Annotated in this window: 12 protein-coding genes; 5 read left to right on the top strand and 7 right to left on the bottom strand. The window is 71.1% G+C overall.

The window, feature by feature from the left end; translation table 11 throughout:
* The first annotated feature begins 54 nt into the window (after window positions 1–54).
* The gene (locus tag AC0VY3_RS10675; RefSeq protein ID WP_475549493.1) at window positions 55–981 is read left to right on the top strand and encodes a hypothetical protein; all 927 of its coding nucleotides are present in this window, start codon (window positions 55–57) and stop codon (window positions 979–981) included.
* Between the two features lie 36 nt (window positions 982–1,017).
* Here AC0VY3_RS10675 and AC0VY3_RS10670 read toward each other — a convergent pair whose 3' ends face one another.
* A complete protein-coding gene (locus AC0VY3_RS10670) occupies window positions 1,018–1,446 on the bottom strand; it encodes a Rieske (2Fe-2S) protein (RefSeq protein ID WP_103507551.1) in 429 nt (142 codons plus the stop codon).
* A 220-nt stretch (window positions 1,447–1,666) separates the two neighbouring features.
* On the bottom strand, window positions 1,667–4,759 hold the full coding sequence (gene uvrA, locus AC0VY3_RS10665; protein ID WP_475549492.1) for an excinuclease ABC subunit UvrA: 3,093 nt from the start codon (window positions 4,757–4,759) through the stop codon (window positions 1,667–1,669).
* A 176-nt stretch (window positions 4,760–4,935) separates the two neighbouring features.
* Here uvrA and AC0VY3_RS10660 point away from each other — a divergent pair, with 176 nt between their 5' ends.
* Together AC0VY3_RS10660 and AC0VY3_RS10655 are read left to right on the top strand one after the other, a co-directional pair.
* Window positions 4,936–5,625, top strand: coding sequence for a maleylpyruvate isomerase family mycothiol-dependent enzyme (locus tag AC0VY3_RS10660; protein WP_475549491.1), 690 nt, complete (start codon window positions 4,936–4,938; stop codon window positions 5,623–5,625).
* A 10-nt stretch (window positions 5,626–5,635) separates the two neighbouring features.
* Window positions 5,636–6,292: an MBL fold metallo-hydrolase gene (locus AC0VY3_RS10655; protein WP_475549490.1), complete on the top strand. Its 657-nt coding sequence runs from the start codon at window positions 5,636–5,638 to the stop codon at window positions 6,290–6,292.
* Window positions 6,293–6,400: 108 nt separating this feature from the next.
* Here AC0VY3_RS10655 and AC0VY3_RS10650 read toward each other — a convergent pair whose 3' ends face one another.
* From AC0VY3_RS10650 to AC0VY3_RS10630, 5 genes are all read right to left on the bottom strand, one after another.
* The gene (locus AC0VY3_RS10650; protein ID WP_098026947.1) at window positions 6,401–7,420 is read right to left on the bottom strand and encodes a TerC family protein; all 1,020 of its coding nucleotides are present in this window, start codon (window positions 7,418–7,420) and stop codon (window positions 6,401–6,403) included.
* A gap of 242 nt (window positions 7,421–7,662) precedes the next feature.
* Window positions 7,663–9,645 carry a TerD family protein gene (locus AC0VY3_RS10645; RefSeq protein ID WP_475549489.1) on the bottom strand — a complete coding sequence of 661 codons (1,983 nt, stop codon included), beginning with the start codon at window positions 9,643–9,645 and terminating at the stop codon, window positions 7,663–7,665.
* A gap of 191 nt (window positions 9,646–9,836) precedes the next feature.
* Complete coding sequence (locus AC0VY3_RS10640) at window positions 9,837–10,415, bottom strand: TerD family protein (RefSeq protein ID WP_030079532.1); 579 nt, start codon at window positions 10,413–10,415, stop codon at window positions 9,837–9,839.
* A 214-nt stretch (window positions 10,416–10,629) separates the two neighbouring features.
* Window positions 10,630–12,759, bottom strand: coding sequence for an excinuclease ABC subunit UvrB (gene uvrB, locus AC0VY3_RS10635; RefSeq protein WP_103508543.1), 2,130 nt, complete (start codon window positions 12,757–12,759; stop codon window positions 10,630–10,632).
* A gap of 39 nt (window positions 12,760–12,798) precedes the next feature.
* Window positions 12,799–13,629, bottom strand: a complete 831-nt coding sequence (locus AC0VY3_RS10630) for an MHYT domain-containing protein (protein WP_103508544.1) — start codon at window positions 13,627–13,629, stop codon at window positions 12,799–12,801.
* A gap of 229 nt (window positions 13,630–13,858) precedes the next feature.
* On the opposite strand from AC0VY3_RS10630, the gene AC0VY3_RS10625 reads away from it, so the two are divergent.
* Both AC0VY3_RS10625 and AC0VY3_RS10620 read left to right on the top strand, forming a co-directional pair.
* Window positions 13,859–14,734: a glycerophosphodiester phosphodiesterase family protein gene (locus AC0VY3_RS10625; protein WP_103508545.1), complete on the top strand. Its 876-nt coding sequence runs from the start codon at window positions 13,859–13,861 to the stop codon at window positions 14,732–14,734.
* 91 nt (window positions 14,735–14,825) lie between these two features.
* Complete coding sequence (locus AC0VY3_RS10620) at window positions 14,826–15,383, top strand: methylated-DNA--[protein]-cysteine S-methyltransferase (RefSeq protein ID WP_475549488.1); 558 nt, start codon at window positions 14,826–14,828, stop codon at window positions 15,381–15,383.
* Window positions 15,384–15,488 lie beyond the last annotated feature (105 nt).

Genomic DNA, 15,488 nt, shown 5'->3' with positions numbered 1-15,488 from the left:
TCCCCCCGGGGCGGTGTCGCCACTCCCCACGTGAACGTTCACCGGAGGCCCGCCATGCGGCAGACCGAGACCGAACTGGCGCAGGTACTGCGGACCGGACCGTTCCATCTGGCGTTGCGCACCGCTCTGTCCGTGCGCGGGCTGCCGCTCCAGCGGGTGCAGCACCATCTTGCGCACCGGGGCGTCAAACTCGGGGTGACCAGTCTCAGCTACTGGCAGCAGGGGGTGCGCCGCCCCCGGCGGGCCGAGTCGCTGCGGGCGGTGCGGGCGCTGGAGGAGGTCCTCGCGCTGCCGGACGACTCGCTGCTCCGGCTGCTGCGCGACGGCGACGCCCCGGCGGAGGGCGACCGTCCGGCGACCCGTTCGTACCGCTCGCTGATGGAGGCGTCGGGCTCGGTGGAGCGGCTGCTCGCGGCGATGGAGTCACCCGTGGACGGCGGGCTGCACACCGTGGGGCACCAGGAGCGGGTACGGATCGGGACGCGGCGCGAGCTGGCGGGCCGCACGTCGCGGCATGTGGTGCGCGCGCACCGGGACGGCGTCGACCGCTATCTCGCGGTGCACCGGGGCGACCCCGGCTGCGATCCGTCGCGGATCACGGTGCGGGCCCTGGAGAACTGCCGGACGGGCCGGGTGCGCTGGGACCGGGAGGCGGGGGTGCTGGTGGCGGAGCTGCTCTTCGACACCCGGCTGCGGTCCGGCGAGACGTATCTCTTCGGCTACGGCTTCGAGGACGGTACGGGCGGGACCAGCGGTGAGTACGTGCGCGGCTTCACCTTCGGGGGCGGCCAGTACGTGCTCCAGGTCGGCTTCGACGAGGGAGCGCTCCCGGTGCGGTGCCGCCGGTTCGCCCAGGCGTCGGCCGGGGCGGTGCGCGGGGCCCGCGGCGACCTCACACTGACCGGCCGGCACCGGACCGTGCACCTGGTGGAGGAGGGCGTACGGCCGGGCCTGATCGGGATCGACTGGGACTGGGAGTGAGCGCCCCTGCGCGCGGGTCCCGGGCGTCGCGGTCCGTCAGGCGTCGGGGCCCGCGACGAGCTTTCCGCCCTCGGCGGTGACCGGGACGGCGGGCAGCGGCACGGTGGCCGGGCCCTTCACCGGCTGGCCGGTGGTCACGTCGAAGCGGCTGCCGTGGCAGGGGCAGTGGCCCTCGGTGCCCTCGACCTTGTCCAGGACGCAGCCGCCGTGGGTGCACTGGGCGGAGAACGCCTTGTACTCGCCCTTCGCCGGGCAGACGACGACCAGGCGCTGCTCGCGGTAGAGCTTGGCTCCGCCGACGGGCACCTCGGAGGCGGCCCCGAGGTCGACGGGTGCGGTGGGCGTGGGGTTCTTGGCGTGGCCGAGCTTGGAATCGGTGGAGCAGGCGGCCGCTCCCAGCCCTGCGGCGCCGGCGAGCGCGGCACCCTTCAGCACGGTACGGCGGGCGGCGGGCAGACCGGGCATGCGGGCTCCACGGGTCGTTGTTCGGGGTGGATCACGGCGGATCCCAGGGTGGATCGGGTCGCCGGACGGGCGGGGCGGCGACGGCGGCCCTGCGTGCCGGTGACAGAACCGACGATACCGGCGGGGACCGGAAGCCCTGCGACCGGGCCGGACCGCCTCCCGCGGACGCGCGACGGCGGCCCCCTTCGTCCTGCGGGGGCCGCCGTCGTCGCTCCTTCGCTCAGGCCTTGCGAGCGCGGGTGGTCTTCTTCGCGGCGGCCTTCTTGCCGGTGGCCGCCTTGGCCGTACCGGCCTTGGCGCCCGTGGCGTTCGCCTCGGCGCCGGTGGCCTTCTTGGCCGCCGTGGCGTTCGCCTCGGCGCCGGTGGCCTTCTTGGCCGCGGCGGCCGTCTTCTTCGCCGGGGCGGTCTTGCGGGCGGCCGCCTTGCGGGCCGTCCCGCGTCCGGAGGGCACCGCCGCCTCGCTGATCCGGTCCGCGTCCAGGATGGACTGGAGGAACTTCCCGGTGTGGCTGGCGGGCACCGAGGCGACCTGCTCCGGCGTTCCCTCGGCGACCACCAGGCCACCGCCGTTGCCGCCCTCGGGGCCCATGTCGACGACCCAGTCGGCGGTCTTGATGACATCGAGGTTGTGCTCGATGACGATCACGGTGTTGCCCTTGTCCACCAGGCCGGAGAGCACGGTGATCAGCTTGCTGATGTCCTCGAAGTGCAGACCGGTGGTCGGCTCGTCCAGGACGTAGACCGTGCGGCCGGTGGAACGCTTCTGGAGCTCGCTCGCCAGCTTGACGCGCTGCGCCTCACCGCCGGAGAGGGTCGGCGCGGACTGGCCCAGCCGCACATAGCCGAGGCCGACCTCGTTGAGCGTGCGGAGGTGACGGGCGATCGTCGGGACGGCCTCGAAGAACTCCAGGCCCTCCTCGATCGGCATGTCCAGCACCTCGGCGATGGACTTGCCCTTGTAGTGGACCTCCAGGGTCTCCCGGTTGTAGCGCGCTCCGTGGCAGACCTCGCACGGGACGTACACATCGGGCAGGAAGTTCATCTCGATCTTGATGGTGCCGTCGCCGGAGCAGTTCTCGCAGCGGCCGCCCTTGACGTTGAAGGAGAAGCGGCCCGGCAGATAGCCGCGCACCTTCGCCTCCATCGTCTCGGCGAAGAGCCTGCGGACGTGGTCGAAGACTCCGGTGTACGTCGCCGGGTTGGACCGGGGCGTCCGGCCGATCGGCGACTGGTCGACGTGCACGACCTTGTCGACGAGGTCGTCGCCGTCGACCCGGGTGTGACGGCCGGGGACCGACTTGGCGCCGTTCAGCTCGCGGGCCAGGTGGGTGTAGAGGATGTCGTTGACCAGGGTCGACTTCCCGGACCCGGAGACGCCGGTGACGGCGGTGAGGACGCCGAGCGGGAAGGAGACGTCGATGTCCTGGAGGTTGTTCTCCCGGGCGCCGTGCACGGTGAGGCTGCGGGCCGGGTCGACCGGGCGGCGGATGTCCGGCGTCGGGATGGACCGCTTGCCCGCCAGATACTGGCCGGTGATCGACTCCTTGTTGGCCAGCAGCTCCTTGAGCGAGCCGGAGTGGACGACCTTGCCACCGTGCTCACCGGCGCCGGGGCCGATGTCGACGACCCAGTCGGCGACCTTGATGGTGTCCTCGTCGTGCTCGACCACGATGAGCGTGTTGCCCATGTCGCGGAGCCGGACCAGGGTCTCGATCAGCCGGTGGTTGTCGCGCTGGTGCAGGCCGATGGACGGCTCGTCCAGGACGTACAGCACGCCGACCAGGCCGGAGCCGATCTGGGTGGCGAGCCGGATGCGCTGGGCCTCGCCGCCGGACAGGGTGCCGGCCGCGCGGTTCAGCGACAGATAGTCCAGGCCGACGTCGACGAGGAACTTCAGCCGCTCGTTGACCTCCTTGAGCACCCGCTCGGCGATCTTCTTGTCGCGGGCGTTCAGCTTGAGGCGGCCCAGGAACTCGGCGCACTCGCTGATCGACATGGCGGCGACCTCGGCGATGGACTTCTCCATCACCGTCACCGCGAGGACGATCGGCTTGAGCCGGGTGCCCTCACAGGTCGGGCAGGGCACCTCGCGCATGTAGCCCTCGAAACGCTCCCGGCTGGAGTCGCTCTCGGCCTCGGTGTGCCGCCGCTTGACGAACTGCACCGCGCCCTCGAAGGCGGGGGTGGTGTAGGCGCGCTCGCGCCCGTAGCGGTTGCGGTAGCGGACCTCGGTCTGGATCTTGTGGCCGAAGAGCAGCGCCTTCTTGGCCCGCTGCGGCAGCCCGGCCCAGGGGATGTCCGTACGGAAGCCGAGGGCTTCGGAGAGCGCGCCGATCAGGCGGCCGAAGTACTCCTTGGTGTGGCCGTGGGACCAGGGGTGGATCGCGCCCTCGTCGAGGGACTTCTCCTCGTCCGGGACGATCAGCTCCGGGTCGACCTCCATGCGGGTGCCGATGCCGGTGCAGTCGGGGCAGGCGCCGAAGGGCGAGTTGAAGGAGAAGGAGCGCGGCTCCAGCTCCTCGAAGGAGAGGTCGTCGTACGGGCAGTAGAGGTGCTCGGAGTACATCCGCTCGCGCTCGGGGTCGTCCTCGGGGAGGTCGACGAAGTCGAGCACGACCATGCCGCCGGAGAGACCGAGCGCGGTCTCGACCGAGTCGGTCAGCCGGCGCTTGGCGCTGTCCTTGACGGTGAGGCGGTCGACGACCACCTCGATGGTGTGCTTCTCCTGCTTCTTGAGCGTGGGCGGCTCGGCGAGCTGGATGGTCTCGCCGTCGACCCGGGCGCGGCTGTAGCCCTTGGTCTGGAGATCGGAGAAGAGGTCGACGAACTCGCCCTTGCGCTCGCGCACCAGCGGCGAGAGGACCTGGAAGCGGCTGCCCTCGGGCAGGCCGAGGACCTTGTCGACGATGGCCTGCGGGGACTGGCGGGAGATGGGGCGGTGGCACTCGGGGCAGTGCGGCTTGCCGATCCGGGCGAAGAGCAGCCGGAGGTAGTCGTAGACCTCGGTGATGGTGCCGACCGTCGAGCGCGGGTTGCGCGAGGTCGATTTCTGGTCGATGGAGACCGCCGGGGAGAGGCCTTCGATGAAGTCGACGTCCGGCTTGTCCATCTGGCCGAGGAACTGCCGGGCGTACGAGGAGAGCGACTCCACGTAGCGGCGCTGGCCCTCCGCGAAGATCGTGTCGAACGCGAGGGACGACTTGCCCGACCCGGAGAGCCCGGTGAAGACGATGAGGGAGTCGCGGGGCAGGTCGAGCGAGACGTTCTTCAGGTTGTGCTCGCGCGCGCCACGGACGATGAGACGGTCGGCCACGCCGGTCCGCACCTTTCTAGAGAGAAGCTGGGGGAACTGAGCCCCTCTCCCAGGGTATGGGGGGCGCCACAGCGGTGTAGGAAGCTTTCGATTCCGAGCGTATAGCACGCACATTCGATTTACGGCCGGCCTTCGACTCCTTCACCCGAATGAGTGGCGGAGCTAGGCTCGGTCGCATGATTGATCATGCGCACGACCTGGGAGCTGTACGCGGGGCGACCGAACGGCTGCTCGACGCAGTCCGCAAACTGGACAACGCCTCGGTCGCCGGGGCGTCACGGTTGCCCGGATGGAGTCGGGGCCATGTTCTGGCCCACCTGTCACGTAACGCCGACGCGCTCGGAAATGTTCTCCGGGGCCTCCCGATGTACGCGAGCAGCGAAACCCGGGACGCCGACATCGCCGACGGCGCCCCCCGCCCGGCGGACGAGCAGCTGGCCGACCTGCGGGAGAGCGCGGACGGCTTCCTGGCGGTCGCCGCCGAACCGGCCGACTGGTCCCGCACGGTCACCCTGCGCAACGGCGTGACGGACTCCGCGGCCCGGGTGCCCTTCCGGCGGCTGATCGAGGTGGAGATCCACCACGTCGACCTCGGCATCGGCTACGAGCTGGAGGACCTGCCCGCGGAGTTCGTGTCGCGGGAGATCGCGTTCCTGACGGACCGCTTCTCGGGCAACCAGGATGTGCCCGCGACCGCGCTGACCGATCAGGACGGCCGCACCTGGAGCACGGGCGGCGGCCCGCCGAGCGCCCTGGTGACGGTGCAGGGGCCCGCCGTCGAGCTGATGGGCTGGCTCTGCGGCCGCCGGGACGGCTCCGCCCTGACGGTGGCCGGAGGCCCGCTGCCCGCCCTGCCCCCGCTATAGGCTGAGCCGTATGACGTACAGCGGAGCGGTGAAGGTCGGCGGACCGGCGAGCGTGCACGAACTGACGGATCTGATGATCTCGAAGGTCGCCGTCGGCGGGATGAACAACAACGCCTATCTGCTGCGCTGCCGGGCGACCGGCGAGCAGCTGCTGATCGACGCCGCCGCCGAGCCGGAGACCCTGCTCGCGCTGATCGGTGACGACGGCATCGCGTCCGTCGTCACCACCCACCGGCACGGGGACCACTGGCAGGCGCTGGCCGAGGTGGTCGGGGCGACCGGCGCCCGGACGTACGCGGGCCGCCACGACGCCGAGGGCATCCCGGTGCCGACCGATGTCCTGGTCGAGGACGGCGACACCGTGACCGTCGGCCGGGTCGAGCTGACCGCCCGCCGTCTGACCGGTCACACCCCGGGCTCCATCGCGCTGGTCTACGACGACCCGCACGGCGCCCCGCACCTGTTCACCGGGGACTGCCTCTTCCCCGGCGGGGTCGGGAACACGCATGACGACCCCGAGGCCTTCGCGAGCCTCCTGCACGACGTCGAGACGAAGCTGTTCGACCGGTTGCCCGACGAGACGTGGGTCTATCCGGGCCACGGGCACGACACGACGCTCGGCGCCGAGCGGCCCCAGCTGCCCGAGTGGCGCGCCCGCGGCTGGTAGCCCGCCACAGTTCCTGGATCACGCGAAAGCGGCCGGGGTGGACGGCCTTCGCCGTTTCCACCCCGGCCGCCGCCGTGGTGTCCCTGTGCCGCTCCGGGCGGCCCCGGGTCAGCCGCTGATGCTCTTGCTCTCCTCGTCGGCCGGGCCGGCGGTCTCCGCCTTCGCGGCCTCCTCCGCCTCGGCCGCCACCTGCTTCTTGCTGGCGATGAGGCTGGTGATCGTGGTGATCACCAGGACGCCGCCGATGACGCTGAGCGAGAAGGGGATGGAGATCTCGGGCGTGTTCACCCCGGACTCGTGCATGGCGTGCAGCACCAGCTTGACGCCGATGAAGCCGAGGATCACCGACAGGCCGTAGCTGAGGTGGACCAGCTTCTTCAGCAGACCGCCGATGAGGAAGTACAGCTGGCGCAGACCCATCAGCGCGAACGCGTTGGCCGTGAAGACGATGTACGGGTCCTGCGTCAGGCCGAAGATCGCCGGGATGGAGTCCAGCGCGAACAGCACGTCCGTCATACCGATGGCGAGCATGACCACCATGAGCGGGGTCAGGATGCGCTTGCCGTTCTTCTGGATGAAGAGCTTCGTGCCGTGGTACTGGTCGGCGACGCCGAAGCGGTGCTCGATCTTCTTGAGGAGACGGTTCTCCTCCCAGTCGTCCTCGTCCTCGTCGGCCCGGGCCTCCTGGATGAGCTTCCAGGCGGTGTAGATCAGGAACGCGCCGAAGATGTAGAACACCCACGAGAAGTTCGCGATCACGGCGGCGCCGGCGGCGATGAAGATCGCCCGGAGCACCAGGGCGATGAGCACACCGATGAGCAGCACGCGCTGCTGGAGGTGTGAGGGCACCGAGAACTTCGCCATGATCAGGACGAAGACGAAGAGATTGTCGACGCTCAGCGACTTCTCGGTGATGAATCCTGCGAAGAACTCGCCGGAGGCCTGGCTCTCGCCGAAGACCATGAGGCCGACTCCGAAGAGGACGGCCAGCGCGATCCAGACGATCGTCCAGATTCCGGCTTCCTTGGTCGACACGTCATGGGGCTTGCGCCCGATGAAGAAGTCGACGGCGATCAGGGCCGACAGACCAAAGATGGTCAGGGCCCAAACGGTCCATGAAACGTCCACTGCGCCTCCGGCAGTTCGCTACGGCAACTGGATCAGCGTCGTCGCTGCCGGAGGTCTCTTCCATCCCTGCGCGCGGTGTGCGCGCCTGGACCGGCGCCCCGGGACCGAAGAACGGTCCGTATTGACGGGACGTCGCGTAAGGAGTACTCCCCTCCGTGCCCCGAACAGTACAGGAATCACCAAGAAAAGGTAAAGAGAAGAGTAAAGAGTTCGCCAAAACCACAGGTCAGGGCAGTTTGCCATTAACGGCCGGCGGCTCGGCGGGCAGCGGCCACCGCCGCGAGGACCTGCTCCAGGACACGGCTGCCCGGCGGGATCGCCGACGGCTCGTACGTCCAGGCGTGCCCGACCCAGGGGTCGGCGAGGTGGCTGTCGGCGACCGGTGTGATCCGCAGCAGCGAACGCCACAGCGGGTCGAGGACCGGCCCGTACGCACTGGCCTCCTCCCGGTCGGCGACCATCAGGAGATGCACTCCGACCGAGGGGCCCTCGTCGGCGAGATAGCGGAGCTGGGTGACGGCCCGGTCGTCGAAGCCGTGCGGGAAGTCGTTGACCACCAGGAGCTGTTCCCCGGTGTCCAGGTCGGGCGGCAGCGAGTCGGCGGCCCCGGCCCGCACCGCCATCTGCACCAGGTCCACCCGCCGGGTGAGGTGGGCGAGGACCGAGGCCACTCCGCCGGGTCCGGCGGCGGGCGGCCCGGCGAGGACGCCCGCGTCGACCAGCGGCGCGAGCGGACCGGCCGCCGAGCCCGCCGGGTCGATGACGTGCACCGCGAACTCCCCGGGCGGATACACCGCGAGCAGCCGCGCCGCGTGGGCGACCGCGGTCTCCATGGCCAGCCGGCGCAGCCGGTCCGTGTCGATCAGGGCGGCCGCCTCGGACGCCGCCCGGCCGCTGTCCACCCAGATCCCGCGCTCCAGCGGCAGCCGGACGAGCAGCGGGATGCGCAGGTCGGTGCGCTCGGGAAGATGGAGGTCGCCGATGCGCAGGGCCATCGGTATCTCCATGGGGATGCGGTGGGCGTGCCAGACGGGGTTGCCCCACCCGGCGTACGCGGCCGGCAGCGCGGGTTCGACGACGGCCGACTCGGCGGCCAGCTGGGCCAGATCGCGGTCGAGGGCCTCCCGGGCCCGTGAGGTCAGCTCGTCGCGCTTGGCGCGGGCCGTCTCGCGGGCGCGGTCGCCCGCGCCGCCGATCCGGTTGCGCGGGTCGGACAGGGCCCGGTCGAGCTCCTGGTCCATCCGGGACTCGGCGAAGTCGACGGCGCTGCGGTAGGCGGCGACGGCGCGGGCCAGGTCCTCGAACATGCCCCAGATCTGGTTGTAGAGGCGCTCGTCCATCGACCAGCCGGTGGCGTCGCCCGCGACCGGCTGCGCGGGCTGTCCGGGCTGGGCCGGGGGCGCGGTGGGCGGCGGCGTCGGAGGCGCGGCGTGCTGCCGGCCCGGGTGCGCGTAGTTGATGGGGCCGGCACCGGAAGGCCCGGCGGCGGCCGGGCCCGGGGCGGGGTGCGGCTGGGCGGTCTGCGCCGGTCCGGTGGTGGCCGGGTCGGTCAGCGGCTCGGGGGGATCCGGGGCCGGGGGCGGCGTGGGCGGGCGGCGGTCGGCGGCGCCCGTCGTGTGCCGTACGCGGTCACCTCCCGGGGTCCGGGGCGGTGGCGGGGCCACCGAGCGGGCCAGGCTCCGGGTGACGGCCTCATGGATGGATCCGGCCAGCCCGGCGGCCTCGGCCACCCCCTGGTCGGCGAGCATCTCGGCGAGCCCGCCGGCGTACCCCTGGCCGACAGCGCGGACCTTCCAGGCGTCCTGGCGGCGGTAGAGCTCCAGGGCGCTGACGGCGGACTCGGCGTCCAGGCCGGTCAGCGTGAAGGTGGCGATCTCCGCGCCGTCGAGACCGGTGACGGCGACGAAGGGGGCGGGGACGGCGCCGAACCGGGTCGGGTCGCCGACTCCGACGGGGAGCGCGAGCAGCACGGTGACCCGGTGGACGCCGTCGGGCAGGGCCTCCAGGTCCACGGCGAGCCGGTGGTCGGCCGCCGCCTGCTGGGAGACCTCCAGGCCGGGGAGCTGGGGCGAGCCGGGGTGGGCGATCCACTCGACGCCGCCCACCGTGCCCCGTTCGTCGCCGAGGGTGGCTCCGGCCACGACGGGCGTGCCCGCCGATACCCGGATCTCCAGACGGGTCTGGGGCAAGGTGTGGTTCTGCCCCCGGACCAGTTCGGCCGTCATTGCCCTGTCCCCCTCGACGATGGCCCGCGCGCCCGTGGGCGCGGTGCCGTGCGATGCCGCGTTCGTGCCGTATGCGTTGGTGCCGTGTGCGTTCGCGCCTGTGCCGCGCGTGGGGCAGCTCCCGGCGGCCGGTGCCGCCGGGAGCTGCTCCTGCCCGTTTCGGTGCCGGTCGTCGCCGACCGGTCCGGGTCCTACAGGTGCGGGAGGATCGACGGCATCAGGTCCTGGAAGGTGCGGCCGTTGGCCGGGTTCCCGAGGGCCGTCATCTGCCATCCGTTGCCCACGCGGTGCACCTTCGCCATGATCTGGGCGGTGTACTGGCCGCCGCCGTCGAGCGTGTACCGGGCGAGCTCCTGGCCGTTGGTCTCGTCGACGATGCGGCAGAAGGCGTTCTGGACCTCCTGGAACGTCTGCCCGGTGAAGGAGTTCACCGTGAAGACGATCTGGTCGATGTGGACCGGCACGCGCTGGAGGTCGACGAGGATCGCCTCGTCGTCGCCGCCGGAGCCCGCGCCGCCGACCAGGTTGTCACCGGTGTGCTTGACCGAGCCGTCGTCGCTGACGAGGTGGCGGAAGAACACGACGTCGACCGGCTGCTTGTCGGCGAAGAGCACCGCCGAGGCGTCGAGGTCGACCTCGCGGGTGCGCGAGCCGAACAGGCCGCGGCGCGGAGCCGCCTGCCAGCCGAGCCCCATCCGTACCGCGGTCAGGGTCCCCCCGTCGCTCTTCTGCAGGCTGATGGCCTGACCCTTGGTCATATTGACCGTCACGCGCTGTCCCCTCTCGGCATTGCCCCGCAACCATCCGTGTGCGGTTTCCCCGCACCCTACGCATTCCACCCCGGGCGGCAGCAGGCTCGGTCCGTTTTTGTGTCGGTCTTGCAACACACCGGGCGGGGCCCGCCCGGTGCGGCGGAAGCGGCGCCGGAACCCGTGCCGGGACCGGTGCGGGAATCGGCAGCGAAGCCGGCCGCGATGCCGGAAATCAGGCGAGGCCCGCTTCCTTCATCTGACGCAGTTCCTTCTTCAGTTCACCGACCTCGTCGCGCAGCCGGGCGGCCACCTCGAACTGCAGGTCCGCCGCGGCGGCCCGCATCCGGTCGGTCATCTCCTCGATGATCCCGGCCAGCTCGGCGGCGGGCCGGTCGCTGACCACCGCGCCGGGCGAGGCCGCCCTGCCCTTCGCCCCGCTCTTGGCGGCCTTGGCGCCGAGCGTGGGCACCGGGGTCTTGGCCTCCTTGCCCTGCCGGTACCCGGTGCCGAGGAGCTGCTCGGTGTCGACCTCCTCGCGGGCGATGGTCGCGACGATGTCGTTGATCTTCTTGCGCAGCGGCTGCGGGTCGAGGCCGCGCTCGGTGTTGTAGGCGATCTGCTTCTCGCGGCGGCGGTTCGTCTCGTCGATCGCCTGCGCCATGGCCGGGGTGATCTTGTCGGCGTACATATGGACCTGGCCGGAGACGTTGCGCGCGGCGCGGCCGATGGTCTGGATGAGCGAGGTGCCGGAGCGCAGGAAGCCCTGCTTGTCGGCGTCGAGGATGGCCACCAGGGAGACCTCGGGAAGGTCGAGGCCCTCGCGCAGGAGGTTGATGCCGACGAGCACGTCGTACTCGCCGGAGCGCAGCTCGCGCAGCAGCTCGATGCGGCGCAGGGTGTCGACGTCGCTGTGCAGATAGCGGACCTGGATGCCGAGCTCCAGGAAGTAGTCGGTGAGGTCCTCCGACATCTTCTTGGTGAGCGTGGTGACCAGGACCCGCTCGTCGCGCTCGGTGCGCTTGCGGATCTCGTGGACCAGGTCGTCGATCTGGCCCTCGGTGGGCTTGACCACGACCTCGGGGTCGACGAGGCCGGTGGGGCGGATGATCTGCTCGACGAACCCGTCGCCGCGCGAGAGCTCGTACTTGCCCGGAGTGGCGGAGAGGTAGACCGTCTGGTCGATCCGCTTCAGGAACTCCTCCCACTTCAGCGGCCGGTTGTCCATGGCCGAGGGCAGCCGGAAGCCGTGGTCGACGAGGGTCCGCTTGCGGGAGGCGTCGCCCTCGTACATCGCGCCGATCTGCGGGACGGTGACGTGGGACTCGTCCAGGACGAGGAGGAAGTCGTCCGGGAAGTAGTCGAGGAGGGTGTTGGGGGCGGTGCCGGGGGCGCGGTCGTCGAAGTGCATCGAGTAGTTCTCGACGCCGGAGCAGGTGCCGATCTGGCGGAGCATCTCGATGTCGTACGTGGTGCGCATCCGCAGCCGCTGGGCCTCCAGCATCTTGCCCTGCTTCTCCAGCTCGGCCAGGCGCTGCTCCAGCTCCTGTTCGATGCCGCTGACGGCCTTCTCCATGCGCTCGGGCCCGGCGACGTAGTGGCTGGCGGGGAAGACGTGGACCGTGGGGTCCTCGCTGATGATCTCGCCGGTCAGCGGGTGGAGCGTGGACAGGGCCTCGATCTCGTCACCGAACATCTCGATGCGGATGGCGAGCTCCTCGTAGACCGGGAAGATCTCGATGGTGTCGCCCCGGACCCGGAAGGTGCCGCGGGTGAACGCCAGGTCGTTGCGGCTGTACTGCATCTCTACGAAGCGGCGCAGCAGCTGGTCGCGGTCGATCTCCTCGCCGACCTTGAGCTGGACCATGCGGTCCACGTACTCCTGCGGCGTACCGAGGCCGTAGATGCAGGAGACGGAGGCGACCACGACGACGTCGCGCCGGGTGAGCAGCGAATTCGTCGCCGAGTGGCGCAGCCGTTCGACCTCCTCGTTGATGGAGGAGTCCTTCTCGATGTAGGTGTCCGACTGCGGGACGTACGCCTCGGGCTGGTAGTAGTCGTAGTACGAGACGAAATACTCCACCGCGTTGTTCGGCAGGAGCTCACGGAACTCGTTGGCCAGCTGCGCGGCGAGCGTCTTGTTCGGCGCCATCACCAGGGTGGGGCGCTGCAGCTTCTCGATCATCCAGGCGGTGGTCGCCGACTTGCCGGTGCCGGTCGCGCCGAGCAGGACGACGTCCTTCTCATCGGCGCGGATGCGCCGCTCCAGCTCGGCGATGGCCGCCGGCTGGTCGCCGCTGGGCTGGTAGGGACTGACGACCTCGAAAGGCGCCACCGAACGTTCGATCTTGGAAACGGGCCGCATGCAACCACCGTACGGCTCGCCACTGACAACGGCCCCGGATCAGCGGTACCGCGGCCCTCCCGCACCCTCGCGGACCATGCTCCGCGGGTGGTGCGCGGCCCGCGGGTACGGGTGGGGTTCGCCCGTCATGGCCCGGGGGTCGAACAGGAGCACGACGGCGGCGAGGAGCAGGAAGCAGGCGGGTCCGGCCAGCATCGGGCCGATGATCTCGGCGGGCCGGTCGCGGGGCAGGACGTCGGCCAGGTCGTCCGGCAGGGTGGGCGGCAGGTGCAGATGCACATCGAGCGCGGCCATACCGGTGTAGTGCATACCGGTCACCGCGACGGCCATCAGAACGCTCGCGCCGAGGCCGGAGAGTGCTCCCCGCAGGCTCACGGCCGCCCAGAGCGCGCCGGTGGCGGCGACGCCGGCGATCAGCACCGAGAGGACCACGAGGGGCGTGTCGTACGCGAACCGGGCGTCCATGCGCATGCCCGCCATGCCGAGATAGTGCATCGAGGCGATACCCAGGCCGGTGATGGTGCCTCCGGTGATCAACGCCATGCGGGTCGCGCCCCGGTACCCGACAATGAAGATGCCGATGCCGATCATCACCACGGCCACGGCCAGGCCGGAGAAGGTGAGGGGCTTGTCGTAGGAGATCGGAGCCTCCTCGACGGTGAAGCCCGTCATCGCGACGAAGTGCATGGTCCACACCCCGGAGCCGATGGAGAGCGAGCCCAGCGCCAGCCAGCCGGCCTGGTAGGAGCGTGCGGTACGGAGGGACCGGGTGGTGCAGCGGAGTCCGAGGGCGGCTCCCAGGGCGGCCATGAGGAAGGCCGCGACCGGAGTCACCAGGCCGTAGGTGAATCCGTCGACTGTTCCCTGCATGCGTACACGCCCTTCGAGAATGCCCGGGGTCGAGGAGGGTCCCCAAGGGGCGAGTCCCGGCAGGCAGACAAAGAAAGCACATTTTATCGGCACGGTGTACTGCCGTGCTCCGCGGTGGTACCCGGGACCGAAGGTTCCGTTCATTCCGCGGCCACCGCAGCCCCGCCGGGCGTTGGCGGGCCGCTGTCACTCTCTGCGTGTCCGCACACTCCCGACGTGAGGAGTCCCCGTGTTCGTCCGTACCGCAACCGCCTCCACCACGGCCGCCGCCCTGCTCGGCGCCGGCGCCCTGCTGCTGCCCGCCGAGCGGCCCGAGGCCCCGGAGCGGCAGACGGCCCCGGTCGTCGTGGCGCACCGGGGGGCATCGGGCTACGCGCCGGAGAACACCCTCGCCGCCGTCGACGCCGCGGACGCCCTCGGCATCGACTGGGTCGAGAACGACGTCCACCGCACCCGCGACGGCGTGCTCGTCGTGCTGCACGACACCGATCTGAAGCGCACGACGGACGCCGAGCAGGTCTTCCCCGACCGGGCGCCGTGGGCGGTCAAGGACTTCACCGCGGCGGAGCTGGCGAAGCTCGACGCGGGCAGCTGGTTCGGAGCGCAGTTCACCGGGGCCCGGATCCCGACCCTCACCCAGTTCCTGAACCGCCTGGAGCGCAACCGGCAGAAGCTGCTCCTGGAGATCAAGAGCCCGGCGACCTACCCGGGCATCGAGCGCGACATCGTCCGGGTGCTGGGCCGGTCGGGGTGGCTGGACCGCTCCCACGTACGGGACCGGCTGGTCATCCAGAGCTTCGGCGCGGACAGCGTGAAGAAGGTGCACACGCTGCGCCCGGACATCACGACCGGTTTCCTGGGCACTCCGGCGGTGGCCGACCTGCCCTCGTACGCGGCGTTCACCGATCAGATCAACCCCTCGTACGCGACGATCGGCGCCGACTACGTGGCGGCCGTCCAGCGGCTCAAGGGCCCGCACGGCAAGCGGCTGCGGGTGAACACCTGGACGGTCAACAAGGCGGCGGACGCGGTGAGGGCCCGTGACTTCGGGGTCGACGGGATCATCACCAACTTCCCCGACGTGGTGCGCGACGCCACGAGCTGACCCGCCGCTCCGGCGTCACGTCGGCGGTCCCGGCGGTCCCGTTTCCGCCGCCGGACCGCCGCTGTCAGTCCCCGGTCGTACGGTGGTCGGCATGAACGATTACGGGACCGGCGACGGGCCGGCCGTCGAGTGGGCCGTCGTGGACAGCGGCATCGGCCCGCTGCTGCTCGCCGCGACCGGGTCCGGCCTGGTGAGCGTGTCCTTCCACGCCCGTCCCGACGTACGGGACGCGATGCTCGGCCGGCTGCGGGCCGGATTCGGTACGGAGCCGGTGGAGGCGCCCGGCTCGGCTCGGCTCGCCGAGCCCATACGCAGGCTCGCGGCGTATTTCGCGGGCGAGCGGGAGGACTTCGACCTGGCTCTGGACTGGTCGCTGACCTCGGGCTTCCACCGTGAGGTGCTTCGCGAGCTGGCGTCCGGGGTGCCCTACGGGACGGTCGTCGGGTACGGGGAGCTGGCGGCGCGGGTCGGCCGACCGGAGGGCGCGCAGGCGGTGGGGGCCGCCATGGGGGCCAACCCGCTGCCGGTGGTGGTGCCGTGTCACCGGGTGGTGGAGAGCGGCGGCGGCCTGGGCGGGTTCGGCGGCGGTCCGGAGACCAAGCGACAGCTGCTGGCGCTGGAGGGGGTCCTGCCGGAACCGCTGTTCTAGGGCGTGCCAGGCGTCGTCCGGCAGGCGGCGGTTTGACGACAGGTCCTAAGGGGGTGATCCGACGACAGGCCCTGGCCGGGCTGGTTCTCACCCGCCCGGGTGCAC

Source organism: Streptomyces sp. iso_384 (genome assembly GCF_056172905.1).
This window is presented reverse-complemented; position numbering and strand designations above follow the sequence as displayed.